24 protein-coding genes are annotated in these 24,489 nt (G+C 36.0%); 5 read left to right on the top strand and 19 right to left on the bottom strand.

Going from position 1 to position 24,489, the window contains the following annotated elements; all coding sequences use genetic code 11:
- Nucleotides 1–10: 10 nt before the first annotated feature.
- From FD46_RS08510 to FD46_RS08555, 10 genes are all read right to left on the bottom strand, one after another.
- The gene (locus FD46_RS08510; RefSeq protein WP_057896724.1) at nucleotides 11–1,255 is read right to left on the bottom strand and encodes a competence/damage-inducible protein A; all 1,245 of its coding nucleotides are present in this window, start codon (nucleotides 1,253–1,255) and stop codon (nucleotides 11–13) included.
- 207 nt (nucleotides 1,256–1,462) lie between these two features.
- A complete protein-coding gene (gene pgsA / locus FD46_RS08515) occupies nucleotides 1,463–2,050 on the bottom strand; it encodes a CDP-diacylglycerol--glycerol-3-phosphate 3-phosphatidyltransferase (protein ID WP_057896725.1) in 588 nt (195 codons plus the stop codon).
- Between the two features lie 31 nt (nucleotides 2,051–2,081).
- Nucleotides 2,082–2,987: a helix-turn-helix domain-containing protein gene (locus FD46_RS08520; protein ID WP_057896726.1), complete on the bottom strand. Its 906-nt coding sequence runs from the start codon at nucleotides 2,985–2,987 to the stop codon at nucleotides 2,082–2,084.
- Between the two features lie 95 nt (nucleotides 2,988–3,082).
- On the bottom strand, nucleotides 3,083–3,808 hold the full coding sequence (gene ymfI / locus FD46_RS08525) for an elongation factor P 5-aminopentanone reductase (RefSeq protein WP_057896727.1): 726 nt from the start codon (nucleotides 3,806–3,808) through the stop codon (nucleotides 3,083–3,085).
- Complete coding sequence (yfmH, locus tag FD46_RS08530) at nucleotides 3,809–5,110, bottom strand: EF-P 5-aminopentanol modification-associated protein YfmH (RefSeq protein WP_057896728.1); 1,302 nt, start codon at nucleotides 5,108–5,110, stop codon at nucleotides 3,809–3,811.
- Nucleotides 5,111–5,116: 6 nt separating this feature from the next.
- Complete coding sequence (gene yfmF, locus FD46_RS08535; RefSeq protein ID WP_057896729.1) at nucleotides 5,117–6,370, bottom strand: EF-P 5-aminopentanol modification-associated protein YfmF; 1,254 nt, start codon at nucleotides 6,368–6,370, stop codon at nucleotides 5,117–5,119.
- Nucleotides 6,371–6,750: 380 nt separating this feature from the next.
- Nucleotides 6,751–9,066 (bottom strand): DNA translocase FtsK, encoded by a 2,316-nt coding sequence (locus FD46_RS08540; RefSeq protein ID WP_057896730.1) that lies wholly within the window; start codon nucleotides 9,064–9,066, stop codon nucleotides 6,751–6,753.
- Nucleotides 9,067–9,155: 89 nt separating this feature from the next.
- Nucleotides 9,156–9,668 carry a tRNA (cytidine(34)-2'-O)-methyltransferase gene (locus FD46_RS08545; protein ID WP_057896731.1) on the bottom strand — a complete coding sequence of 171 codons (513 nt, stop codon included), beginning with the start codon at nucleotides 9,666–9,668 and terminating at the stop codon, nucleotides 9,156–9,158.
- 208 nt (nucleotides 9,669–9,876) lie between these two features.
- Nucleotides 9,877–10,737 carry a methyltransferase domain-containing protein gene (locus FD46_RS08550; RefSeq protein WP_057896732.1) on the bottom strand — a complete coding sequence of 287 codons (861 nt, stop codon included), beginning with the start codon at nucleotides 10,735–10,737 and terminating at the stop codon, nucleotides 9,877–9,879.
- Nucleotides 10,738–10,753: 16 nt separating this feature from the next.
- Nucleotides 10,754–11,254 (bottom strand): YbaK/EbsC family protein, encoded by a 501-nt coding sequence (locus FD46_RS08555; protein ID WP_057896733.1) that lies wholly within the window; start codon nucleotides 11,252–11,254, stop codon nucleotides 10,754–10,756.
- A gap of 206 nt (nucleotides 11,255–11,460) precedes the next feature.
- On the opposite strand from FD46_RS08555, the gene FD46_RS08560 reads away from it, so the two are divergent.
- Nucleotides 11,461–12,438: a GMP reductase gene (locus tag FD46_RS08560; RefSeq protein ID WP_057896734.1), complete on the top strand. Its 978-nt coding sequence runs from the start codon at nucleotides 11,461–11,463 to the stop codon at nucleotides 12,436–12,438.
- 355 nt (nucleotides 12,439–12,793) lie between these two features.
- Here FD46_RS08560 and FD46_RS08565 read toward each other — a convergent pair whose 3' ends face one another.
- Nucleotides 12,794–13,150, bottom strand: a complete 357-nt coding sequence (locus tag FD46_RS08565) for a PTS glucitol/sorbitol transporter subunit IIA (protein ID WP_057896735.1) — start codon at nucleotides 13,148–13,150, stop codon at nucleotides 12,794–12,796.
- A gap of 133 nt (nucleotides 13,151–13,283) precedes the next feature.
- Between FD46_RS08565 and FD46_RS08570 the strand changes: the two genes are divergently transcribed.
- Entirely contained in the window at nucleotides 13,284–14,312 is a 1,029-nt protein-coding gene (locus tag FD46_RS08570) for a lactonase family protein (protein WP_057896736.1), read from the top strand.
- A 293-nt stretch (nucleotides 14,313–14,605) separates the two neighbouring features.
- Here FD46_RS08570 and mgtE read toward each other — a convergent pair whose 3' ends face one another.
- The 4 genes from mgtE to yjbM form a co-directional block, all read right to left on the bottom strand.
- The gene (gene mgtE, locus FD46_RS08575) at nucleotides 14,606–15,982 is read right to left on the bottom strand and encodes a magnesium transporter (protein WP_057896737.1); all 1,377 of its coding nucleotides are present in this window, start codon (nucleotides 15,980–15,982) and stop codon (nucleotides 14,606–14,608) included.
- Nucleotides 15,960–16,886, bottom strand: coding sequence for an RluA family pseudouridine synthase (locus FD46_RS08580; RefSeq protein ID WP_057896738.1), 927 nt, complete (start codon nucleotides 16,884–16,886; stop codon nucleotides 15,960–15,962). Before FD46_RS08580 ends, mgtE begins: the two co-directional genes overlap by 23 nt.
- A complete protein-coding gene (locus FD46_RS08585; RefSeq protein ID WP_057896739.1) occupies nucleotides 16,876–17,682 on the bottom strand; it encodes an NAD kinase in 807 nt (268 codons plus the stop codon). The genes FD46_RS08580 and FD46_RS08585 overlap by 11 nt, the downstream gene beginning before the upstream one ends.
- An 88-nt stretch (nucleotides 17,683–17,770) precedes the next feature.
- Entirely contained in the window at nucleotides 17,771–18,403 is a 633-nt protein-coding gene (gene yjbM, locus FD46_RS08590) for a GTP diphosphokinase (protein ID WP_057896740.1), read from the bottom strand.
- 195 nt (nucleotides 18,404–18,598) lie between these two features.
- On the opposite strand from yjbM, the gene FD46_RS08595 reads away from it, so the two are divergent.
- Nucleotides 18,599–19,231, top strand: coding sequence for a DsbA family protein (locus FD46_RS08595; RefSeq protein ID WP_057896741.1), 633 nt, complete (start codon nucleotides 18,599–18,601; stop codon nucleotides 19,229–19,231).
- Between the two features lie 331 nt (nucleotides 19,232–19,562).
- Here FD46_RS08595 and FD46_RS08600 read toward each other — a convergent pair whose 3' ends face one another.
- The 4 genes from FD46_RS08600 to FD46_RS08615 all read right to left on the bottom strand — a co-directional run bounded on the left by FD46_RS08600 (nucleotide 19,563) and on the right by FD46_RS08615 (nucleotide 23,248).
- Entirely contained in the window at nucleotides 19,563–20,576 is a 1,014-nt protein-coding gene (locus FD46_RS08600) for a competence protein CoiA (RefSeq protein WP_057896742.1), read from the bottom strand.
- A gap of 266 nt (nucleotides 20,577–20,842) precedes the next feature.
- Nucleotides 20,843–21,568 carry an adaptor protein MecA gene (locus FD46_RS08605; protein ID WP_057896743.1) on the bottom strand — a complete coding sequence of 242 codons (726 nt, stop codon included), beginning with the start codon at nucleotides 21,566–21,568 and terminating at the stop codon, nucleotides 20,843–20,845.
- 233 nt (nucleotides 21,569–21,801) lie between these two features.
- Entirely contained in the window at nucleotides 21,802–22,200 is a 399-nt protein-coding gene (gene spxA, locus FD46_RS08610; protein ID WP_057896744.1) for a transcriptional regulator SpxA, read from the bottom strand.
- A 310-nt stretch (nucleotides 22,201–22,510) separates the two neighbouring features.
- Nucleotides 22,511–23,248: an MBL fold metallo-hydrolase gene (locus FD46_RS08615; RefSeq protein WP_057896745.1), complete on the bottom strand. Its 738-nt coding sequence runs from the start codon at nucleotides 23,246–23,248 to the stop codon at nucleotides 22,511–22,513.
- Between the two features lie 93 nt (nucleotides 23,249–23,341).
- Here FD46_RS08615 and FD46_RS08620 point away from each other — a divergent pair, with 93 nt between their 5' ends.
- Both FD46_RS08620 and FD46_RS08625 read left to right on the top strand, forming a co-directional pair.
- Nucleotides 23,342–23,806, top strand: a complete 465-nt coding sequence (locus FD46_RS08620; RefSeq protein WP_057896746.1) for a hypothetical protein — start codon at nucleotides 23,342–23,344, stop codon at nucleotides 23,804–23,806.
- Nucleotides 23,807–23,856: 50 nt separating this feature from the next.
- Nucleotides 23,857–24,414, top strand: a complete 558-nt coding sequence (locus tag FD46_RS08625) for a M15 family metallopeptidase (protein ID WP_057896747.1) — start codon at nucleotides 23,857–23,859, stop codon at nucleotides 24,412–24,414.
- Nucleotides 24,415–24,489 lie beyond the last annotated feature (75 nt).

The raw sequence follows: 24,489 nt of genomic DNA on the forward strand, positions 1-24,489 counted from the left end.
AAAGTTCGCATTATTTTGTTAACTTGCATCTGAGCCAATCCAGACCGGTCAGAACCGATCTTTCTCTAATAAATGGACGTGCATTTGAAAAATGAAAGACTCTGGCCTCAACAGGCTGATCCTTATAAGCTATTCCAATCCAGACTGTTCCAACAGGATTACCTTCAAGTTCTCCAGGTCCCGCTACGCCGGTAAATGCAATCCCGATGTCCGTTTTAAGTTTGTTGCGGATTGATGTTGCCATTAATTTAGCGGTTTCACCACTAACAGCTCCCTTTTCTTCAAGAACCCTATTTGGAATATCTAAAAGTAGTTCTTTTGCCTCATTAGAGTATGTGACAACGCCTCCTGAAAAAACATTCGAGACTCCGGGAACCTCTGCAAGCACAGCCTGAAATGCCCCAGCTGTCAGACTTTCTGCAGCAGCTAAATTCAAATTCTTTTTTTCCAGCAATTTGACTACTACATTCACTAAACTATTATCGTCTCCATAGCCATATAGATATTTTCCTGCCCGTTTGCGAATTATGGTTTCCATTCCATCGAGTAACTTCTCAGCTTCTGCAGCATTTTGACTGCTAGCAGTCAGACGCAAAGTAACCTCACTTGTCTTTGCATATGGTGCAATTGTAGGGTTTGTTTGATTGTCAATTAAATCAGCGATTTTGGTGACCAAAAGAGATTCGCCAATTCCAAAAAAACGAAGAACACGTGAAAACAAATGATGATCTTTAAAGTACGTTTTGCTGAGTAGAGGTTCTGCCACGTGTTCAAACATTGGTTTGAGTTCACTTGGCGGTCCTGGAAGCAACAAAAAGTCAGCTCCTTGCGGATTCTGGTAAAAATTTCCCACAGCAAAACCTGTAGTATTTTTCAAAGGTAATGAATCTTTTATATATAAAGCCTGCAAGCGATTATTTTCAGTCATCTGTTTCTTGGTTTCACGATAATAGCGCCTAATCTTACTCATGGCAGCTGCATCTTCTACAAGCGGCTTTTTTAAGTACTGTGCCACCGTTTGTTTTGTTAAATCATCTTTTGTTGGGCCGAGTCCTCCAATCAAGATAATAAGATCACTGCGTGCTGCTGCAAATTCAACTGTTTGGCGCAAGCGTTCATCATTATCGCCTACAGTCTCCTCAAAATAAACATCTATTCCCAAATCAGCTAGCCCCTTAGCAACAAAAGGTCCGTTAGTATTAACTATTTGACCTAATAATAACTCAGTACCAACTGCAATTATTTCTGCCTTCATTTCTCTACTGCCTCCTGCTATAACATTACGCATTATCTCTTAAAAAATTCTAAAAGTTATCGGATTTATAAAAATTAGTAAGTACATCACAAATTTAAGTTTTAGAACCAATATTCCTTTTTGGCAGAATCATAAGTACGTTAACTTAAAGAACTAAAAAACTGGGACAAAACAAATGTTTTGGACCCAGTCTAGATATACCTCGGATTATTTATCAAAGGAGTCTGTAAAAATACTACGACTGTTAATAAAGTATTCAGCTCCAGAATAAACTGTAAAGAACAAACAGATATACAATAATATTTCTCCTATAGGAATCCCAATAATAGCAAAAAAAATATTATTCAAAAGTAAAAAGATAATGGAAAACATTTGCGTCATCGTTTTAATCTTTCCAGGCATCGCCGCAGCAATCACTTCACCGTCGTTTTCAACGACAATTAGGCGCAGACCAGTAACTGCTAATTCACGACATACAATGATCGCTGCTACCCAAGAAGGCACTTTTTCCAAAGAAACCAAAATTATAAAAGCGGTCATGACCAACATTTTATCTGCCAACGGATCCGCAAATTTTCCAAAATTGGTTACCAAATGCTGCTTACGAGCAATCTGTCCATCTGCAAAATCCGTTAGAGAAGCAACGGCAAAAATTAGTGCCCCTATTAACTGCACCACTGGGATCAAAGTTCCACCGACACTTAAACTTCCCCAAGAAAGCGGTAAACAAAGTACCAGTACAAAAAGAGGTATCATAAAAATACGGATAACTGTTAGTTTGTTTGGTAAATTCATTATTATTTTATCCTCTCCGTTGGTAATTTTATTATTGTTTAGCATTTATAGTTAACGTTCTGACCGTTAAAGAATCATTGTCTTTTTTAAAATTAAATGTTTTTCCGTTTATTTTCAAACTTGTTGCATTTGAATTTCCCAAGTTAATAGTAACAGATGTGGCTGTATCGGGTAAAGAAACCTCATGCTGCTGACCATCACTCAACGTGCCCTGCCATTGCTGTGAACCGTCAACTGACACGGCACTCCATGCACTTGAACCTGAAATATTCAGAACCACTGTTTTTATTTTATCCGCGCCAGTCAAGTTATAAGTAAAACTTGAACCCGAGTTTGATGCAAGCTGTATCTTTACAGATTTCTTTTTTTTCTTAGTAGAAGACTTCTTGGCTGAACTGTCAGTCTTACTTTTTGACTCAGAATTACTCTTAGCTGATTCTTTTTTTGAAGAAGTTTTTTGCGAAGAAACTGCTACTTTTGCACTACTTTTTTCAATTTGTTGCGTCTGGGCAGTCTTACGATGATTACTCCAAGATACAAAATAAATTGAACCTAAAATCACTACTACAACCGCAATAATAATAATCGATGGCAAATAATTCAAAAACCGATTAAATGTATTGGTTTTTTCCATACTTTCCCGAGTCGACTCTGTCCGTGATCTCTTATTAACAACAGCAGTTTTTTCGTTTACTTCTTTTTTTTCTTTTTCCCCCTGCCCAAGGGTACTTAGAAATTGCTCAGGATCAAGCCCAACTGTTTCAGCATATTGTTTGATAAAAGCCTTGACGTAAAATTCACCTGGCAAAGCACCAAAATGTTCATCTTCAATCGCAATTAAATAACGCTTCTGAATTTTAGTAATCTGTTGCAAATCATCAAGCGTGTAGCCCTTCTCAATTCTTGCCGCTTTTAAAGTTTTTCCGATCTCGCTCATTTTAAAACTCTCCAATATTTATAAGTAACTTAGTTTCAACATAAAGTTCGTATTCAGTATATCATAGCTGGTTAAAATAATTAATTAAGAAAAGCTTATTTCAGCCATCCGCCAGTTACGTAAATTGTCTGGCCTGTCATATAAGAAGCCCTTTCCTTCAACATTGCACAAACCCAATAACTGATCTCTGAGGTGCTTGCAAATCTGCCAAGCGGAATCTTATCATCTATCTCATTTTTTTCTTCAACAGTAAAAAGTTTATTCATTTGAGTTGCTACAGCACCTGGAGCAATTACATTAACTGTTACACCCAAGGAAGCCACTTCTTTGCTATAAGCAGCTGCAAAAGCAGTAAGAGCCCCCTTGACAGTGCTATACCCAACTTCCATTGCACTACCTGCTCCTCCATAAACTGATCCGATAAAAATAATTCTTCCAAAGTGGTTTTGAGCCAGTTTATCTTCTAAAAGCTGAATTAATCGAAACGGCGTAACTATCTGCATCTGCAGCATTTCGTGCAACTGTGCTGAGGGCATTTCTCGAAAGAGCCCATAGCTCGTAGTTCCTTCAGCGAAGATAAGCGCATCTAAGCAAAAAAGCTGTTCTTTAACTTTTTCTGCGCTATTTTCTTTTAAAAGGTCAGCTTGAATTCCCAAAAAGTCCTGCGAAGAATAACGTTGTCTAAGCTGAGCAATTAAATCTGCAATTCTTTTGCTGTTTTTATTATAATGTAAATACAAAGACCATCCCCGCTGTGCTAAATCTTGAACGACATCTGATCCGATGTCGCCTGAAGCCCCTATTACTAAAGCCCACTTCAACTAAACCTCCTCCTTTGGAAAAAGCTCATATACACTGAAGCCCTCTTCTGAAACAAAATGTCGACCAGCATCTAAAACATCTTCAAAGTTTAACTGTTGCATTAAACCCGCCTTATCAAATAAAGTCGCATTATCAAACAACTTTCCTTCGTATTGGTCAGCTATTAATTCAAGCGTATTCATTGCACGAAATTGTCTGCCTATAAATTCCCTTTTTGCTAGTCTAAATTCATTCTCTCTTCCAGCAATCTTAGTTACAGCCGACATTATCAAGCCAGCAATTTTTTCTTTAAATTCCTGCGGTTTATCTGTGTCGCCGCTGAAAGAAGCAAAATGAAAACCGCGTTCCACCTCAATACCGTAATCAAAACTATCATCAATAATTCCTGTATTATACAGTTGCTGATAGTCACTCGAAGATTCTCCCAAAAGAAGATAAAAAAACAGTTGGAGAGCAAGTTCATATTTTAAGCCAGCTCTTCCCTTCGGTAAAGGATCAAGTCCTCTCATTCCAAGTGCTACTTTGGGACGGCTTGTTACAAAATAATTTTGCCGGTAGCTGATAACTTTTTCCTTTGCTGAGAGATCTTTTAAGTTGGCCCGCTGAACCACAAAAGCTGGTTCAAAGTACTTTCTATCTTGATTTTCTTTAATCCAATCAAGGGTTTCCGCTGCATCAATAGCCCCGGCTACAAACAGGTTCATATTAGAAGGCTGATAGAAGGTTCCATAATTTTCATAAAGATCTGCCACAGTAATTTTGTTCACAGAAGCAACCGAACCTGCAATATCATAACTAAGTGGGAGATGCGGATATAGGTTTCTAACAATTCCAGAATACAACTGCCAATCAACATCATCATCATACATCTTTATTTCTTGAGCAATAATCTGCTTCTCTTTTTCAACTGATCTTTCAGAAAAATACGGCCTTTGAACAAAGTCTAAAAGAGTATTTAAATTGTCTTTCACATTAGCAGTTGTTGAAAAAAGAAAACTTGTTTTAGTATACGAAGTAAAGGCGTTCAAATCTGCGCCAAAGTGACTAAAAAGATCAAAAGCATCATAATCTTCTTTTTCAAAAAGTTTATGCTCCAAAAAATGCGCACTTCCAGCAGGAAATACCTTAAAATCCTTTTTATTTTTTGGAATAAAAGAAGTATCATTTGAACCAAAGTCCACTGAAAGAATTCCATATGTTTTATGAAAACCTCTTTTAGGAAGAAGATTCACCTTAAGACCATTCTCTAAATCTGTCTGAAACAAGCTTTCATTAAAAAAAGGATAATCTATCTTTTTCATAATACGCTACTCCTTTCTTAAAAAATATATAGCCTGCAGAGTGGTCTGTTTTGCAACTGACTGAATCTCGGTTAACGTAACTGCCTGAATTTTTTTTATCCAAACCGAAGCTGTGACATTTTCGCCAGCCAAGGTGTTTGTAAAAGCTCTGCGAACAACACTTGCTTGGCTGTCTAATCCACTTAAGTATTCATTTATTAACGCTTTTTTAGTGTCATCTATTTCGATAGTTGTAATTTTCCCATTTTTTATTTCTTCAAGTTGTTGCATAATTATTTTGAAAGCTAGTTCTTTATTTTCAGAATCCAAACCAGTTTTTACCATCATCATTCCCCTGAAACTATCATAGGAACTGCTCGCATAGTATGCCAAATGTGACTTTTCACGGACATTCATAAAAAGCTTTGATAGCGGCAGCCCGCCAAAAAGCCCATCAAAAACAAGAACAGCATAATACAGCGGATCAGTCCGATATACAGGAAGTGAAAAACCAAGATTAAGCTTTCCTTGTGCCACAGGCTGTCTTTCTTCTCTTCTTCTAAGCGGATAACTTTGCTGGTAATAAAACGGACTTGTTTCAGCAAGTTTTCTTGGAGCAAACGATAATTTTTTTGCCAAAGTCTCACCTTTAGTTATAGATAAATCCCCTGAAATAATAATTTCAACCTTGTCTTTACTTAAACATTCAAGGTAATACTGATACAAATCTTGTAAAGTTATCTGTTCAAGTTCTTTGCAGTTTCCAAATGACGGCAATGATTGTTTTTCTTCGTTAAAAAAAAGGTTTTGCAAAGAAAGAACAGCATATAACTGTTTGTTATCTTTAATTGACTCAAAATAAGCAGTTAAATTTCTCTTTTGCCTTGCAAACTCTTCATCAAAAGTAAATGTACTGCCATCAGCAAGCGGTTTGAACAAGATCTCCATCAAAAAAGAAAAACCCTGTTCTAATAAATCCTCTTTACTTTTAAGAAACTTTTCGTTTACGCAGTCAAAAACAATACTTAAGACATGTGAGTTTCCCTTGCGCGCACTTGAAATTTCAAAACTTGCACCGTACATCCTAGCCAATTCATCAGAAATTGCTTTTTGACTGGAAAATTTTTTGCAACATGTTTCCAAAAGAGTTGCTAACAACAGTCTTTTAGTTAAATTTGATGCTGTTAAGGGAGCAATCAAATTAATTGCTATTCTATTCGTTTTGAACTGTTTAGTCGGAATGACCATAAGGGAAACTCCTTCTTTTAATACAACGCGCATATAACTCCTCCTCAAAAAAGCACACACTTCATAATAATCGAAAAAAATTTAAAAAACAATTAGCACCTTTTATTTTCTAATTTTTTCAAACTAAAAAAGCTTATTTTTTTTACGTTCTTGATCCCATTTTCTGGGCTTTAAAACAAACTAACCATTAAAAAGCATTTTCTTAAAGTTATGGCAACTAGCTTTTTAATGTTTAATCTAGTCAAAAACAGAAATTCTAAAAAATAAGCAACACCTTGTCAGTAAAGTATCGACTCAGCACTGCTAGTAAATAAATTATTTATTTTTTATGTGTGCTCTTTAGTCAAAAATCAAGTTTTTCCAACCTTCTTTTTAGATCATATAAGCAGCTTTCGAGACTGCTATAAAAAAGTTTAGTTATCTTCGCCTTCACTGTTTGATAAATAAACTTTTCTTGGCTTGCTTCCTTCCGAAGGACCTACCATTCCCTTAGCCTCGAGTTCATCAACCAGTCTTGCAGCACGATTATAACCAATGCGAAAACGCCGTTGCAACATTGAAATGCTGCAGCTTTGTTCTTTACCTATCAGTTTAACTGCATCAGCAAAAAGTTCATCTTCAGAATCATCTGTGTTTTCCCGCTCAGTTTCTTCATCAGATACTACCAGGGATTCATCATATTCAGCAGGTTGCTGCTCTTTCACAAATGAAACTATTTTAGCAACATCCCCATCAGAAACAAATGCTCCTTGTACACGAATCGGTTTATTCATCCCCATTGGCAAGAAAAGCATATCTCCCCGGCCCAGAAGCTTTTCAGCTCCATTAGTATCAAGGATCGTTCTTGAATCAGTCCCGCTTGAGACAGCAAAAGCCATACGCGAGGGAACATTCGCCTTTATAAGACCAGTAATAACATCTACAGATGGCCGTTGGGTTGCAAGAATCATATGAATTCCAGCAGCTCGAGCCATTTGTGCCAAACGGATTATGGCATCTTCAACTTCATTTGATGCCACCATCATCAAGTCAGATAACTCATCAACTATAATGACAATATATGGTAGTAGAGGTTCAGCAGTTTTCATTTCCTGATTTTGGCGCTCGATCATTTCATTATAACCAGCAACGTTTCGTTGACCAGTATTTGCAAAAAGCTCATAGCGTCTTTCCATTTCAGAAACCAGTTTATGCAAAGCCTTGGAGGCCTTTTTAGGATTAGTAACTACAGGTGTCAGCAAATGCGGAATCCCATTATAAACACCCAGCTCTACTTTCTTAGGGTCTACCAGCATTAGCTTCACAAGGTGGGGAGGACAATTCATTAATAAACTGGTAATAATTCCATTGATTGCCACGGATTTCCCGCTTCCAGTTGAACCGGCTATCAATAAGTGAGGCATCTTGCCTAGATCAGCAGTAACTAGCTTCCCGGCTATGTCTCTTCCCAAAGGAACCTCTAAAGGTTTTCGCGGCTGTTTTCTTTGCTCTTCGATAATACTGCGGAAAGAAACCGTTGATACTTTTTGGTTTGGTACTTCAATCCCAATTAAAGATTTTCCTGGAATTGGAGCTTCAATTCGAATATCCTTTGCTGCTAAGGCTAGTGCAAGATCATCTGAAAGATTCACAATTTTACTAACCTTAACTCCAATTGCAGGATGAAGTTCATATTTTGTAACCGCGGGGCCTAAGATTGCATGTTTAATTTCAACGTCTACTCCAAAGCTTTGGAAAGTTTGTTTCAAAACCTTGGTGTTATGTTCAATACTTTTATAATCTTCACTTTGGTCTTCTGGTTCAACATTATGTAATAAATCAGAAGGTGGTAGTTGATAGTGATCATTGATTTTACTATTGGCTTCAAAAACTCCTTGTTCGTCTTGTTGACTATTTGAGGAAGAAAGCGGCTTTTCTGCAGGAGCAGCCGTAGTATTCCAACTGTTCGTACTAACAGGTTCGCTTTCGATATCTTTATTTTCATCTTCCTTGGTTTCTTCTTCAAACGGGACAGTTTCTTGATGCTGCTTTTTTTGCTCTGTTTTATTTCCAACAGTTTCTTTATTCTTGTGCATTTTTTGCAATTTAATCTTAGTTTGTGCCAACCACATTTTAAAAACCTTACCCAAAAAAGTTCCTAAACTTTTAGACAAGAGCAAGCATTTAGATAAAGCATCACCGCAATATTTTAAAAGTCTTTCAAATGATACCCCTAGAAGGACACACAAACTGAAAACAATTCCGAAACCAGCAACAATGTAGGTACCTATTTGAGAAAATAAAAAATACGATAAGGAATACAGACAAGCACCAATTAATCCGCCGCCGACACTGCCTCCAATTCCTCCAGTAACCAGATCACTGCGTAAATATTGCCACGTAATACCAATGAAATCAGAATGCAAATCGAGTTTGTTAAAGTAAAAAGCATGCAGAAAAAGCAGTATTCCTAATACTATTCCGCCTGAGCCTAAAATAACATTTCTCTTAAAATAACGTTCTTTACCTGTAACTAATAAGAAAACTCCTTCGAGGCCAAGAAAAACTAGGCCTATTGCAGCGGCGTCGCCCATAATTACACGGAAAAGGTTTAGACACAGTATTCCCAAGTAACCTAATTTAAACAGTCCTAAAAGTGCACAGAAGACAATGAATCCGCCCGCAAGTCTCTTGGAACCGAACTGTTCTTTCCTCTTACTGCTGCGTCTTTTTCTTTTGCGTTGTGCCACGCGGCTTTCCCCTTTCTTCTCTTCGTTAACTCAATATAATTGTACCATAAGGATCTGCAAAAATTAGCGTAATGAATTTTTGAGCCGCCTTATTTCAGTTTGTCGTTTTCATAAAGATGTGTTGTTTCAAGCTGCGGAAATCCTTGTTGTCTCAAAACCTCATAAATTACAATTGCAGCCGAATTAGAAAGATTCAAAGCCCTTATGTTATCATCATTTTGCGGTATTCTCAGACATTTTTCTTCGTTTGCACGCATGTATGGTTCAGGTAATCCTGTAGTTTCTTTACCAAATATAAAATAATAATCTTTTTTTGAATCTACATAACTTGCTTCAGCATATGAACACCTTGCAAATTTTGAAATAAGAAAAAGCTCATCGTTTTCTTTTAAAGATGACATAAATTCGGGAAGGTTTTTGTGATAGGTTATTTCAACCTTATCCCAATAATCCAACCCGGCCCTTTTTAAATGCTTGTCATCAGTTGAAAAACCGAGCGGTTCAATTAAATGCAGGTGAGTATTGGTCCCTGCACAAGTCCGTGCAATATTACCAGTATTAGCTGGCATTAATGGTTCAAAAAGTACAATATGATTAGTCACTTTTACTCTCCTCTATTTAGCCGGTCATTATCAAAACACAAAAAAAGCGCAGCCATTCGGTGTGGGCACGGCGAACAGCTACGTTAGTGAAGTACAATCATGTAATGAATAACGACAGTTCCGTTAATCATCAACAACCGATTTCTTAAGAATATATTAACATCACATAGTTTGCTTTTCAAGCTTTTTTTCATAAAAAAACTAATTTTCATTCTCTTTCTGCAATTAAAAGTGAAACATCCACAGTCACGTTATCCAATCCTCTTTTCAAGCTCTCAGCAATTTTTTCTTGAGTCGCTCCCCAATGTAAAGGAGTCATATATATTAAGTTATTGAAAAGATCAGCATTTAAAGGAAGAGTATATTTCAATCTTTTAACTATCATTTTAGGAAAGTTCTTTTCAAAAAGTGCTACTACATTCTTATTACTGTAATTGTGCCGTGGATCGTCCTTTACATAAAGTAAGTGTCTCAACTCATTAAGATATCCTTCATTAGGGACTACTTTAAACAACTTTCCTCCCTTCTTTAAAACTCTCTTGAACTCTTCATAAGAAGAAGGAGAAAACATATCCAGTAAAACGTCGAAACAATTATCAGAAAAGGGCAGTCTTGCAAGATCCGCAACACAAAAGAAAGCATTCGTTTCAAGCTGAGTTGCAAGGTTAATCGCCCTTTTAGAAATATCAAAACCAATCAAGGAATCATCTTTATTTTTACGCTGTTGTTCCAAAGATTGAATGGTTGAACCTTCACCGCAACCAACATCCAAAATGTTCAACATCTTGTATGAAGAAAGCTCACTGTTAATTTCATCAGTAATTGGTTTAAAAAGCCCAGCCTGCTGCAATATCCGCCTTGAAGCCCACATTTGATCATCATCGTAGTCACTCGTTAAGCCATGTGTCAGCAAATAAAGAGTCCCTTTCCGTGAAAAATCAAAACTATGACCTTTTTTACAAGATGCGCTTCCTTCGTTGACCCCAACAAAAGCACTATGACAAACAGGACAGGAAAAAAGCGCTAGCTTTTTTGCAACAAATGCCATTCCTTGCTCTATTTTTTTCATTTTAAATTCACTTTAATCATTCCTGCACCTTTAAGTATCTTCCCTTAACAAGTTTCACTAATTCTTTTTGATTTACTCTGACTGAACGGCCAACTTGTCCAGCAGAAACAGAAATTTCTTCAAAATTTTTAATCCGTTCGTCAAAGTATATTGGAAACCCCTTTCGCACACTAATACCAATAGGAGTATTGGCTCCATGTACATATCCAGTTATTTTGATCAGCGTTTTATTGTCTGCAAGGTGGACCTGTTTTTCGTTTAATTCGTGTGCAATCAATTTAAGATCAAGCTCATACTCTAGAGGCAGGCAGACAACCAAATGATCTTTCTCTTTTTTACTAGTACGCAAAACAATCGTTTTAAGAATGCTCTTTGAATCTATTCCAGCAGCCTGTGCTTCTAAAAGTGCCTGTTGTCCCTTTCCTATCCAATCGAAAAAGGTCTCATCATATTGAATATTGTGCTGGTCTAAAATACGTTCATCATTTGTTTTTTTTATTTTTTTCTTTTTCGCCATAAAAAGCTCCTTACATACTTGCTTTCTTAGTTTATTATAACGCGAATGTTAAATAACGTCATATTAAGCAAAATGCGAATGTTATAGTTTTAATTCCATAATTCATTTGACTATAATCAAAATTTGTTGTAAATTTAACAGTGTTTGTGAGTTAATAGACACTATCAACGAATTATATTGCTAATTAAGAATGTGAGGTTCTAGAAATGCCTGTATTTGACTACGAAGATATCCAGCTTGTACCGAATAAATGTATCATTAAAAGCCGCTCTGAAGTTGATACTACCGTTAAATTCGGACCTATGACATTTAAGATCCCAGTAGTTCCCGCTAATATGCAAACAATTATTGACGAACCGCTCGCGATCTGGCTTGCACAAAATGGATACTTTTACATTATGCATCGCTTTAATGAAGAAGAAAGATTACCCTTTGTAAAAAGAATGCATAAAAAAAATTTGTTTGCTTCAATTTCAGTTGGCGTAAAGAAAAAAGAATATGAGCTGATTGATGATTTAGCAAAACAGCAGTCCGTTCCCGAATATATTACAATTGATATTGCTCATGGACATGCTGATACTGTAATTGAAATGATCAAGTATATTAAGAAAAAATTACCTGGAGCATTTGTTATTGCTGGAAATGTCGGAACACCTGAAGGCGTAAGAGAACTCGAAAATGCTGGCGCTGATGCTACAAAAGTTGGGATCGGTCCTGGAAAAGCTTGCATTACCAAACTTAAAACAGGTTTTGGAACCGGAGGATGGCAATTAGCTGCTGTTCGATTGTGTGCCAAAGCAGCAAGCAAACCAATCATTGCAGACGGCGGTATTCGTCATAATGGTGATATAGCAAAATCAGTTCGCTTCGGAGCTTCAATGTGTATGATCGGTTCATTATTTGCTGGTCACGAAGAAAGCCCTGGTGAAGTAATTATAGAAGACGGCAAAAAGTATAAAACCTACTTTGGTTCAGCTTCTCAATACCAAAAGGGCCAGTATAAAAATGTAGAAGGTAAAAAATTACTAATACCTTATCGTGGCAGTATTGCTGGAACTTTACGCGAGATGCACGAAGATCTGCAATCATCTATTTCTTATGCTGGTGGCCGCGAACTTGCAGCACTTCGTAAAGTTGATTATGTAATAGTTAAAAATTCAATTTTTAACGGTGATAATATATAAGTTGTAGTAATAACAGTTTAAAAGCCATAGTCATATATGAAGGTAATTGACTAAAAAGCTGATGCGCGTTGCGTAATGTGTAAAGATTGAAACAGAGGAACTTGATCAAAAGTTGTATTTTGATCAAGCTCCTCTGTTTTAATCTACAATATACGTATTAACATGCTTCAATAGTCAGCCTCTTCCGCTTAGCCACGAATTACTCAAAGTCAAATTCAGACTATGCTTGTAATTCGCAGTTAATGCTCAAAGCCTAACGACTATTGGTATACTCTCTTTTTGTTCCAAAAAAGAAATTTAAATTAAAACTTTATAATGTCTAAATAAACTGCTAAAGATCAAAACTCTTCAAGTATTATAAATATTTGATTACACTGCCAACGTGAATTTTCGGCATTTTGTAGGGTTTAAGGTATATCCCGTTATGCTGTGTTTTTTCCGGCACTTCCTCAAAAAAAAGAGTTGCGTGCCCAATCATTTCCATATTACTTTGCACTAGCTGACCTACATGTGTGATCTCATAAACCTGATCATCTATACTCAGTTGATGTTTTGCTTGAAACTGATACCCATTATTTTGGGGCTCAGTAAAGCGTTGAACAACGGATACGCGTCTTAATTGAGTTGAAGCTGTTTCATCAAATAAAATCAACAGGTTATCATTTTCTGAAACTGCTTCCGGTCCGATTTCAACAACTTTTGCTTTTAGCATACTCTCGACTCCTTTTATTCAATGTTTGAACAGTTACATTGTAACATAAACATTGAGTTTCTTACCAAAACTGCTATTCAATTTATTAACTATGCTATACTTTAATTATAATACTGACGGGAGGTTGAATTCTTTGAAACAAACCCTTTTCTTCGGCACATATACTAAAAAAAGCTCAGTTGGTATCTATCGTTCTGAACTAGATACACAAAAAGCGCATTTAAGTTTACCGAGCGCGTTCATTCAGATCGAAAACCCCACATATCTGCAAACAACTTCAACTGGCAACCTATATACAGTTTCAAAAAAGGGAAAAAAAGGCGGAGTCGCTGGTTTTTCTTTTGGAAGCAATAATGCTAGCCCACAGTTTGTTTCCGAAGTACTTACAACTGGAGCACCTCCTTGCTATGTTGGATGGGACCATGAAAGAAAAATGGTTTACACAGCGAACTTTCACAAGGGTACTTTAAATATTTTTAAAACACTTGATGGAAAATTAGTTCAGCTTAAAGAAATTAAATATACTGGACATGGACCGCGTAAAGAACAAGATCAAGCACGCATTCATTATGCTGATCTAACACCTGATAGAAGACTTATAGTTTGTGATCTGGGCAGCGATTGCGTTTACCTTTATGATTTTACCGACACTAAATTAAAACTTGCTTCTACGTATAAAACTGAACCGGGTTTTGCACCGCGCCACATTGTTTTCCACCCGAATCAAAAGTTTGCCTTTTTAGTAGGGGAATTAAGTAATCAAGTCTCTGTTTTAGAATATGATAAAAAAAGCGGTTGTTTGAGACACAAGTCCACTCTTTCAACTTTACCATCGCAGTGGCAAGGACAAAATGGCGCAGCTGCTGTCAGAATTTCAAAAGATGGAAACTTCCTTTACGTCTCTAATCGTGGTCATAATTCAATCGCAATCTTCTCCATTGCACCTGATGGCACTTTGAAACAAATTGGATTCACACCTGTCCAAGGAGAATTTCCACGCGACTTTGCGTTAGATCCCACAGACCACTTTTTGGTTGTCGTAAATCAAAAAACAAATAATGCTACTCTTTTCGAACGTTCGCTAAAAACCGGCCAGCTTATTTGCAAACAAAAAGATATTCCAGTCCCAGAAGGTGTTTGTGTTTCTTTTTCAAAATTTTAAACAAATTGCTTGTAAGTTTGTATCCAAGTCAACAATGATTGCAAACATTTTTTTCTATAGCTAATTCAGATATTGAAACACCCTAATTCGCACATTATAGGTTAAAAAGGCTGCGTCAAAAACTTATGTTTTGGCTCAGCCTTTTTTGCATTCTCTTGCATTTTCCATATTAGCGTGTTTCAATAGTCAGCTTTTCCACTTAAACATGAATTGCTCATAATCAAATTCAGACTATGTTCGTAATTCGCAATTAATGTTCAAAGCCTGATGACTATTGGCGCACTCTCCTTTTTTTAATTTCCTGTACCTGTAATAAACGAAAGAAATAGGCCTGCAATATTAAAATAGATCAATACTGAAGTCAAATCACTTAATGTAGAAATAAAAGGACCTGAAGCCACAGCAGGATCAAATCCCAACTTATCCATTACTATCGGAATAAGGCTGCCAGCCAAATTAGCCACAATAATTGCGCACATCATTGCCAAGCCGATCACTAGTCCCAAAATAAAGTTGTTTTTCCATAAACCGACAATTACAAATATGGTTAACCCAGTCACCAACCCGATCACTAGTCCAGTTATAGCTTCTGTAAAAATAGTGCGCATTATAGTCTTGGTATCGTCATCCTTATAAGCAAGCTTGCGAACAGCAACTGCCAAACTTTGTGTTCCGGCATTCCCAGCCGTCCCTGTAATAGAAGAAATAAAAACAGCCAGAATACTTGCTTCACTTACCAACTGCTCATAATGAGAAATTAGTGTTGCTGTCGACATTCCTAAAAAAAGAAGTGTAACAAGCCAAGGAAGCCTTTTTTTTGCTGCTTTGAACGGATCATCCGGGCTATCTTCAATATCAACACCGGCAAGTCCTGAATAATCTTCTGCAGATTCTTCATCAATAACATCAATAATATCATCAACTGTTATAATTCCAATTAGCTTATTATCGTAGTCTGTGACCGGAATAGCCAAAAAATTGTAGTCTCTGATAGTTTTTGCAACATCCTCTTGGTCTTCGTCAACTTTCACAGACTTTACCTGGTCGTTCATGATATCTCTGATTAAAGCATCATCATCACTAATCAATAACTGTCTTAATGTAACAACTCCAATCAGCTTTTCATCATCATCAATTACATATGCGTAATAGATTGTTTCTGCTTCTTTAGCCTCTTTTTTCAACACATGCAGACCTGAACGGGCAGTTTGATTACCAACTATTTTGACAAGCTCCGTTGCCATAATTGAACCAGCTGTTTTATCCTCGTAATGAAGCATCTCTTTAATTTCATCAGATTTTTCCCGAGGCATTAAGCGTAAGTAGTTTGCTAAATTTTTTTTCTCTGCAAATGCAAGAATATCAACTGCATTATCAGTATACATTTGAGTAATAACTGCGGCAGCATAGTTTGGTGTCATTTCATCAAAGTAACTAATTACCCTTTCTGGTTCTTCTTCAATTGCATTAAAAGTTGCACCTAATTCTTCAGGAGTCAAGTAACGGTATACACGTGCACGCTGCTTTTTTGTTAATTCAATGAAGATCTGTGCTTGTTCATAAACATGCAAAACCAAAAAGACATTTCTAAATTTGGTTGCTTGCTGCTGTTCCAAAAGGCTAATGATTTTCTCTTGATTCAGTAAATCATTTTGCTTGTTCTCGCCCACGTGATCCACCTCGCTGTTTTTTTCTTTTAAAGTAACTTTCCAGGTCTTCAGGTAAACCACAAGTAATTTCAATCATTTTTTTCTTAAATGGATGAAAAAAAGTAACTTTTTGGCAGTGCAACGCCTGTCTTTGCAGAGGCATTTCAATTCTACCACCATACAAAGTATCTCCGACCAGCGGGTGTCCGATATAGGCACTGTGTACCCTGATTTGATGTGTCTTTCCTGTATGAAGGCTAACTTTACACAAAGTAGCATCGTTAAATTCTGCCATTTTCCACATTTCCGTACTTGCTCTCTTACCTGTTAAAATAACTTGGCGCTTAATAAAAGACTTAGGATCCCGTCCAAGTGGCAGCTCAAGAGTAAAGTGGTCGGCTTTAATTATTCCTGACAAAAGAGCCAGATAAATTTTCTTAATTTGATGTTTTTTTAGCTGCTCGTCAAGCAGCGAGTGTGCATAACGATGTTTACCAATTAGAACAACTCCTGAAGTATCCCGGTCAAGACGCGTAGCAATATGAGGAATAATACCATGATAGCCCCGTAAGAGGTAGTAGCCCCAAACTCGGTTAATCAAGGAATCGTCAGGATATAAAAAAGACGGAATAGATGCCACTCCTGCCGGTTTATTGATAATCAAAAAGTCACGATCTTCATATAGAATATCTAGCGGCACGTAAGAAGGTGTAAGATCCCATTTGCTTTTTTCAACAGGTAACAACAACGTAAGACTATCAGCAGTATTCATCTTATCAACTTTTCGACCGGGCAGCCCATTAAGTAAAATATTTCCTCCGCAAGAGCGGACATGAGACAGCAAACGTCGTGAAACTCCCCTTTTCTTAAGAAATGTCTTCACCTTAATAGGTGCTTTGCCATCATAAACCCAATTAATTTGCATAATCTGAACCGATAAAAGCATCCTGAACTCGTTGCCAAAACTGCATATGACGATATTTAGCAAAATGAATACTTTTCTTAGAAATTTTAAATCTAAGCTGAGAAACTTGTTTACTATGAAAACTGTTCTGATCAATAGTCAGCAAGTAGTCGCTTTCACGTGCAGGAATCAGTGTTATCCAGTCATTAGGAGCAATAATCATAGGTGAACTAAGCGTACGGAAAACACGATTATTGATCGAACTGATTTCAGCAATCTGCAAAACTTTCAAATTAGGATGAATAACCGCACCACCCAAAGACTTATTATATGCAGTTGAACCAGATGGTGTAGACACGCAAAGACCATCACCGCGAAATCTTTCAAACCGCTCTCCACCAATGTACACATCGGCCACCATTGTGGCACTTCCTCTTTTTAATGTTGCTTCATTCAGTGCTAAAAAATTTTCTGGTTTCGCTTTATCTGCGTACGTTACTCGAACATCCAAAAGAGGATAACTGATCGACTGACCATTATCAGATTGCAAACTGATCACAAGATCATCAATTTCATCATCGCGCCAATCTGTATAAAAACCAAGATGGCCCGTATGAACACCGACAAAACGGACTGAATCTAGCAACGCACTGTATTTGTGAAAAGCAGAAAGCAAAGTTCCATCTCCGCCCACAGTAACAACGATATCCGGGCTTTTTTCATCAAAAATAAAATGTGTGTCCTCGAACTTTTGCCGCAGCTTTTGACTAACACTTCTTGATAATCGTTCGTCATTTGCAAAAATCGCAATTTTCATATTTTACCTCTTTTATTCGCATCCATACTAGTTATATCATTATTATTACACTTATTTTTAGTAAAATAAAACAGTTTACGCATTATTTTCATTTTTCTTCATTATATCTGTGGTAAGAAAAAACTTCCTGTGCTTCTTTAATCTCACTGCGAATTGCAGACATCTCTTGATCCAGTTGAAAAGCAGCTTCTGCGGCTCTTTGCAGTCGTTGATTCAGTTCCTGTGGAAAATTGCCTCTATACTTGTAGTTTAAAGAATGCTCTATAGTAGCCCAAAAATTCATTGCTAAAGTCCTAATCTGGATCTCAGCAAGAATAACCTTTCTTCCTTCGATCATCTCTACAGGGTACTTAACCACTATATGATATGAACGATAGCCGCTGACCTTCTTATTTGCGATATAGTCACGTTCTTCTACGACATTTAAATCACGCCTTTTACGAATTAATTTTACTAACTGATAGATATCATCCACAAACTGGCACATAATTCTAATTCCTGCAATATCTTCCATGCTGTTTTCAAGTGTTGCTGAATCAATCTGTCTGCGTTCCATTTTCTCTAAAATGCTACCAACGGGCTTTACTCTGCCGACTACAAGTTCAATTGGCACATGTTTTCTCGCTGCTGCATATTGTTTTTTTAATGACAAAAATTTTGTTGTCAGTTCTGACACAGCTTGTTCATAAGGCAGTAAAAAGTTTGACCATTTTTTATCCACGTTTATTCCCTCTAACGTAATTAGTGATATCCTAAGCAAGTTTAACATAAGCGCTTAAAAGAATACCAAACTTCTTTTCCATTTCTTTGCAGAAAACTTGGGCACAATCATTGAAAAAAAAAAAAAATTTGTTAAAGTAAAGTTAGTACTTTAGCAAACACAGTCGTGTAAAAAAGTCGTGCGGAGGAAATCGTTGTGCTTGAAATCTATTTATTTATTAATCCAGTTGGAAGTCAGTGTTACCAGTCAGAAAAAAACATCTTAAGACTTGTTGACCCGCTTGACAATGAAGTGCGGTTTCGTTTTGTTCCCTTCTTGAATCTTAATACGGTAACTGCAATTATGAATGCCCGTCATCTCCCATTAAATGATCTTAAGATCAGAAATAAAATTTTTAATATCGTTTACCAAGCAGCTCTAGATTACAAAGCAGCCCTTTTCCAAGGAAGCCGTAGAGGCAGAAATTATCTTCTCAATGTTCAAAAACATATTATTGAGTACGGGGAAGATTATTGCGATGAAATTATTTTAGAAGTTGCAAAGAAAAGTAATCTCGACCTTGAGATGTTCCAAAAAGACCGTGTGTCAAAATTTACAGTGGAATCTTTCAAACGTGATCAGCAAATGGCTGCCGAAATGAAAATACAGTCACATCCAACTGCAGTTCTTTATGACTTAGACAAGTTCGATTTTGGTGTTTCATTTACTGATTGTGCTTCATATGATTTACTCAAAGACTTATGCACTGGTAAGTTTAATACTCAGTTGATTTCAACCAAAAAGGGTGAATCAAAATACAAAGAACATCCTTCAATTCACATTCTTTGATTCTCATTTAATATAAGCAAAATTAGGCCTAGTCCAAAAGTGCATCGCAAAGAGCACTCCGGATCAGGCCTTTTTTATTTATTACGATACTTAGCAATAATTTTTTTGCATGCTAAATTTATATATAACAAAAATTCATTCCAGAATTCTTTACCTAACTCTGATTATATGCACACAAGTGCTACTCTACATTGATTGCGCGTTATAAACATGACATATGCTGAAATCAGAATCGTTCTGGTCTTAAAAATAGCTTTTACTTATGGGTAATTTTTCCCTCAAAAAACTTTAAAATTATTTTTAAATGACTTGAACCAATTTAAACTTAAAATTATTTTTTAAAAAACCACTTATTTTCATATAAATGAGAATTAAAATCAACAAGTTGTTCCTTCAAAAAAGGAGACAAATTAACAAAGGGCATTAAAAATAAATTTTCATTTTGTATTGACAGACCAATTTGCTGTAATTGTATATCTTTCTTTTCAGAGTAGCGATGCAGTAAATATCTGCTTTTCCAATACATTTGCTTTGTAGAATAAATGGGAGGCCCATACTTTTTTTGAATAAAAAAGAACTCCAGTTGTTGAAAGAATACCCCTTGAGAATACCAGTCTGCCTGCAACTCTCTGATTTTCCCACTACCATAATAACATTCTTGTTGAAATTTTATAATTTGGATACTTCTTTGTTTTGCATTTAAGTTCCTATACATTATTTTATAAGGCCTCTTCATAAAACTGAGCAAGTCACTAAAACTCTTCGTTGCATAACAAAGGTAAAACGGCTGTAAATAATCAGCTTGTTGGATTTGGTAAAATAATTCAAGGCGCCTTAACTTTACAGAATAATAAATTAAATAAAAGCCAATATTTGGAAGCCACTTTATAAATTGAGCAATTTGTTGTGTCATTCTTTTCTTCAGTCTATGCCGTTCTCCTAGAATCCAAATAAAGCGTATATTTTTTTGTGCGTAACCTTTTGAGCGCTGTACCATTTTTTTTACAGATAAAGGTGCGCATTGAAATTCCACTGCTAGTTCTATTTTTTTTTGGACAAGCAAATCCGGTCTTTGTTTAATAGCATCCAAATAACATTCGAGATTAACTAGCGCACTTTCTCTTTCAAAAATCCGAGTTAATTGTATTTTCCCATTTAAATGCTCAACTGTCTCTCCTTCCGTAAAAAAACTACAAAGTTTACTTTTATGCGCAAAATGAGCAACTTTAACATTACCTCGTTTTAAAATCAATTCAGTATGACAGGCTGGACAACGATAATATTCATTTTCCTGTGCTAAAACTGCATTTACTAGCTTGCCATCAGCACTGAGAGCCAGTAACATCTTTTCACCTCCATACTGTTAAATACGCAAATTCAGTCTTTCAGCGAAAATCTTAATTTTTAACATTTAATTATAAAATGCAAAGATTTAAAAACTTTGTACATTAATATCAAATTATAACCAATAGAAGGAACCCAACCAGTCTATTCAAATAATTTGTATTATAGTTATGCGTAATGTTTAACTATCGTTTAATTGCAAACAGGTCAAAATAGCACAAAAAAGAGCCAAAACTTATGTTTTGACCCATCTTTTAGTAAAATTCATTATTTAAAATAGTAACGAGCTAGTTCAAAAGCCGAAGTCTTAAATATTATCTTAGCTCTTTCTTGAAGAACATCAACCGATAAGTTAACCCTTTTTCCATACTCAACAACAAGGGACAAAACATCTTTTATCTGACTGTCACTTATTTGTTCAACAAAGAAAACCAAATCCAAATAATACTTATCCTTAAAAAAGTATAAACTTGAAGCAACGTTCTCACAGCGTAATACTTTTGAAACCTGCACAAAGTCTTCAAAATCAGTAAACTCCACTACATAATGCTTTTTCTCGGTATTTTTATCACTCAAATAACCTGAAACCCCATCACCATCATCTGCAACTGTTCCCTTTTGCTTGTTGGGAGTTGTTGTCAGTTCATGCTTAATATATTCTGAAACATCTTCATCAGCTCCAAGAAGTGAAAAATCTAAGTCATTGGGGGTGTTACCATTATTTTCCTTCGTTTGCTTCTTACCAGAATCTTTTGGATTTACCTTACTTATAAAAAGCTCCAAGCCGTTCCTATTAGGCAATAACTGGAAAGTTACCGCATCATTTTCGCGAAATTCATGATCAACATCAACTTCTTCCAAAATGCTATAAAAGAAGTTTTCAATTTCTTTATGATTTCCCAATAAGTCGAGGACAGTAATTCCACGTTCGGTCAAGTCGTCAGTCTCAAGCAATACTCTAATAGTATTGTCATTGATTTTTTCCATCTCCATCATGGTCACCCACCTTTCCGATATACCCTCTCGCTTAATGATAACTAAAAAAAAGAAATTGTAAAGCACTTTATCTCAAAAAAAACTATTGTATAAGGAATAAAAACACTTCTAAGCCTAACATTAACCAACACTACTTATTTCGTCATTAAAAAATAATAAAAGAGGTTATAGCAACTCGTTGAATTGCTATAACCTCCTTAAATAATCAAAAATCACTATCTATGTTTCAACTAAAAACCAGCTAACTCTTGTGCACGTTGTAATTCAAGTGCGCGAACCTCTCGTGGTAAGAAACGTCGAATTTCATCTTCATTATATCCAACTTGAAGTCTCTTTTCATCAAGAATAATCGGTCTTCTCAAAAGTCCTGGATTTTTTTGAATCAAATCAAAAAGCTGCTTAAGTGGTAATTCATCTAAGTCTATATTCAGCTTTTGGTACGCCTTAGAACGTTTTGAGATAATTTCTTCTGTACCGTCCTCGGTCATCTGCAAAATTTGCTTAATTTCGTTAATACTCAACGGTTCAGAAAAAATATTACGCTCTTTAAAAGAAATATCATGTTTTCTCAACCACGCACGTGCTTTACGACAAGAAGTGCAACTTGGTGATGTATATAAAGTAACCATAACTTATCCGCTCCTTTACACTGAAAGCAAATTGTAATTAATATCGTCCACAGACTTATTATAACGCTTGTATCAAAAAATTAATACCTTTATTTTAAAAAAAAACAAATTAATTAGACAAAATTAATTTGCAAAAGTATTGTAAGCGTAAGTAAAACCTTGATTTAAATTGGTATCGCCCTTAAAAGCTATAATACTGTTCTTTGGATGCATTACATTTTATTTATGGTTCTGATAGTTAAGTAGTTATTAAAGCGTTTCATTAAAAAAAGTTAATTTTAACTTAGATTTCCTTAAAACTACCTGTTATTTAATCAACCTCAAATTTTTTGCCAACATCTGCTACCTCTACTGTTACCTTGTTTCCTGCAGCAGCAGCTGTCTCCTTTTGCAGTTTTGAAAACTCTACGTTTTGCGGCAGATGGGAAATAACCAATCTTTTGGTACCTGCCTGCTTCGCTAATATACCTGATTCTCTTGAAGTCATGTGCCACTTAGTACCTTTTTTTTCAGCACTAAAATTTGTATCAGTCAACAACAGATCAGCTCCTTGCGCAAATTCTGCAAGTTTCTCAAAATAAGCTGTATCAGCAGTAAATACAAACACTTTATTTGTAGCAATTTCAGTAATTCGCATCGCAAAAGCAGCAACTGGGTGTTTAGTCCGCAAAAATGAAATCCTATATGGTCCAACTTCCAATAACTTTTGAGGATCGTATGCATGGCCTTCAGTTGCCTGTGGCCAAGAAAGTTCATTAAAATGCTGTTCATCTTCTTTATGTCCATAAATTGGGAGCAAGTTTCCACTTTTATTATTAAGCTGCCAATAATATTGTAAAACACCAACATCAGCGATATGATCATAGTGATAATGGGATAATAAAACCGCATTCAATTTAAGAGGGTCAAGATGTTGCTCAAGACTCAAAAGCGCTCCGCTCCCGCAATCTAAGAGCAAGTTAAAATTGTTTCCTTGAAGCAGATAGCTGCTTGTACCCTTACCAGCATAGGGGTAACCTCCATACATTCCTAAAACTGTTATTTTCATATATTAAACCCCTTTCACGAATCCATTTACTTCAAATTATATCGATTATAACATAGACATAGGCAAATAGCAGATCATAGAAAGGAGCTTATTTTGGATTATATATATATAACTTTTGGCTCAGATAGTGTTTTAAAAACTGTTCAAGACAATTACTCAAAGCGTAGATTTCTTAAATTAACTTCATTCGAAAATAATCAAAAACACGCTTTAATTGATATTTCCAATCAAGAAACTGTTTTTGAATCAGGTGTAGGCTTTAAAATTCTTAAAGGAAAATTCTCTATTCAGCCCGCTGCAAAATACTACTTTAATTACTTTATGCTGGATGAACAAGAACAGAAGAAATGGCTGAGTCCTTCCATATTAACACCTGCACAGAGCTCACAATATGTCCTTTGCCAATCACTGAAACATGATTTCAATTTTTTAATCATCACGACTTGGAAAAACGACGCTAACTACCTGTCATGGGTTAAAAATCATCCCTTCTTAAGTGACTCAAACGGTACCTTCAATGCTTCATATAAACGAGTATTTACGGATGCTAGCAACTAATTTAATTCTGATCAGCTTATCTTCAAATATTAGAAAGGACAATTTGCGAAATGCAGACTTCTAAACTTGGTTTCAGCAATATTCAAAAAATTGATTCGAGTATTATTGTCGAACTTAAATATGCAACCAAAGATAATTTCACTCATCAAGTTATTTATGACTTCAAAACTGCTGTCGCACGTACAGGGACGGCCCAAAAATTAGCGTGTGCCAATAGACTAGTAACGGAACAAGGATTTAGACTAAAGGTATGGGATGCTTACCGTCCCGTAAGCGCACAAAAGAAGCTCTTTGAAGTTTATCCTGATCCTACTTTCGTTGCTTTTCCCGATCCGAATTTCAGTCACCAAAAGGGAGTCACCTTTGACCTAACTTTAACTGATGCTAAGGGAAAAGAGCTCCAAATGCAAAGCAATTTCGATGATTTTTCTGAACGTGCTTTTAGAAAGTTCAAAAGAACACCACAGCAAGAAAAATATTATCAGATCTTAAACTCGGCTATGACCAGTACGGGCTTCAATGGCTATAAATCTGAATGGTGGGATTTTCGTGACTCGCAGATGGATGAGTACCCGCCGCTTATTGTTGATCCCAATGACTACAATTGATTTCTAAGACACTTCATGTTAAAAAAATTACTTAATCTGCAAAAAAGCCAAGTCAAATATGTATTTTGACTCGGC

It is taken from the genome of Liquorilactobacillus oeni DSM 19972 (assembly GCF_001436275.1).
Classification (GTDB): Bacteria; Bacillota; Bacilli; order Lactobacillales; family Lactobacillaceae; genus Liquorilactobacillus; species Liquorilactobacillus oeni.

Coding starts and splice junctions, on each gene's coding strand:
- FD46_RS08510 (WP_057896724.1), bottom strand. CDS start 1,255: ATGAAGGCAGAAATAATTGCAGTTGGTACTGAGTTATTATTAGGTCAA.
- pgsA (WP_057896725.1), bottom strand. CDS start 2,050: ATGAATTTACCAAACAAACTAACAGTTATCCGTATTTTTATGATACCT.
- FD46_RS08520 (WP_057896726.1), bottom strand. CDS start 2,987: ATGAGCGAGATCGGAAAAACTTTAAAAGCGGCAAGAATTGAGAAGGGC.
- yfmH (WP_057896728.1), bottom strand. CDS start 5,110: ATGAAAAAGATAGATTATCCTTTTTTTAATGAAAGCTTGTTTCAGACA.
- yfmF (WP_057896729.1), bottom strand. CDS start 6,370: ATGCGCGTTGTATTAAAAGAAGGAGTTTCCCTTATGGTCATTCCGACT.
- FD46_RS08550 (WP_057896732.1), bottom strand. CDS start 10,737: ATGAAAAAAATAGAGCAAGGAATGGCATTTGTTGCAAAAAAGCTAGCG.
- FD46_RS08555 (WP_057896733.1), bottom strand. CDS start 11,254: ATGGCGAAAAAGAAAAAAATAAAAAAAACAAATGATGAACGTATTTTA.
- FD46_RS08560 (WP_057896734.1), top strand. CDS start 11,461: ATGCCTGTATTTGACTACGAAGATATCCAGCTTGTACCGAATAAATGT.
- FD46_RS08565 (WP_057896735.1), bottom strand. CDS start 13,150: ATGCTAAAAGCAAAAGTTGTTGAAATCGGACCGGAAGCAGTTTCAGAA.
- FD46_RS08580 (WP_057896738.1), bottom strand. CDS start 16,886: ATGCAAATTAATTGGGTTTATGATGGCAAAGCACCTATTAAGGTGAAG.
- FD46_RS08585 (WP_057896739.1), bottom strand. CDS start 17,682: ATGAAAATTGCGATTTTTGCAAATGACGAACGATTATCAAGAAGTGTT.
- FD46_RS08600 (WP_057896742.1), bottom strand. CDS start 20,576: ATGTTACTGGCTCTCAGTGCTGATGGCAAGCTAGTAAATGCAGTTTTA.
- FD46_RS08605 (WP_057896743.1), bottom strand. CDS start 21,568: ATGGAGATGGAAAAAATCAATGACAATACTATTAGAGTATTGCTTGAG.
- spxA (WP_057896744.1), bottom strand. CDS start 22,200: ATGGTTACTTTATATACATCACCAAGTTGCACTTCTTGTCGTAAAGCA.
- FD46_RS08615 (WP_057896745.1), bottom strand. CDS start 23,248: ATGAAAATAACAGTTTTAGGAATGTATGGAGGTTACCCCTATGCTGGT.
- FD46_RS08625 (WP_057896747.1), top strand. CDS start 23,857: ATGCAGACTTCTAAACTTGGTTTCAGCAATATTCAAAAAATTGATTCG.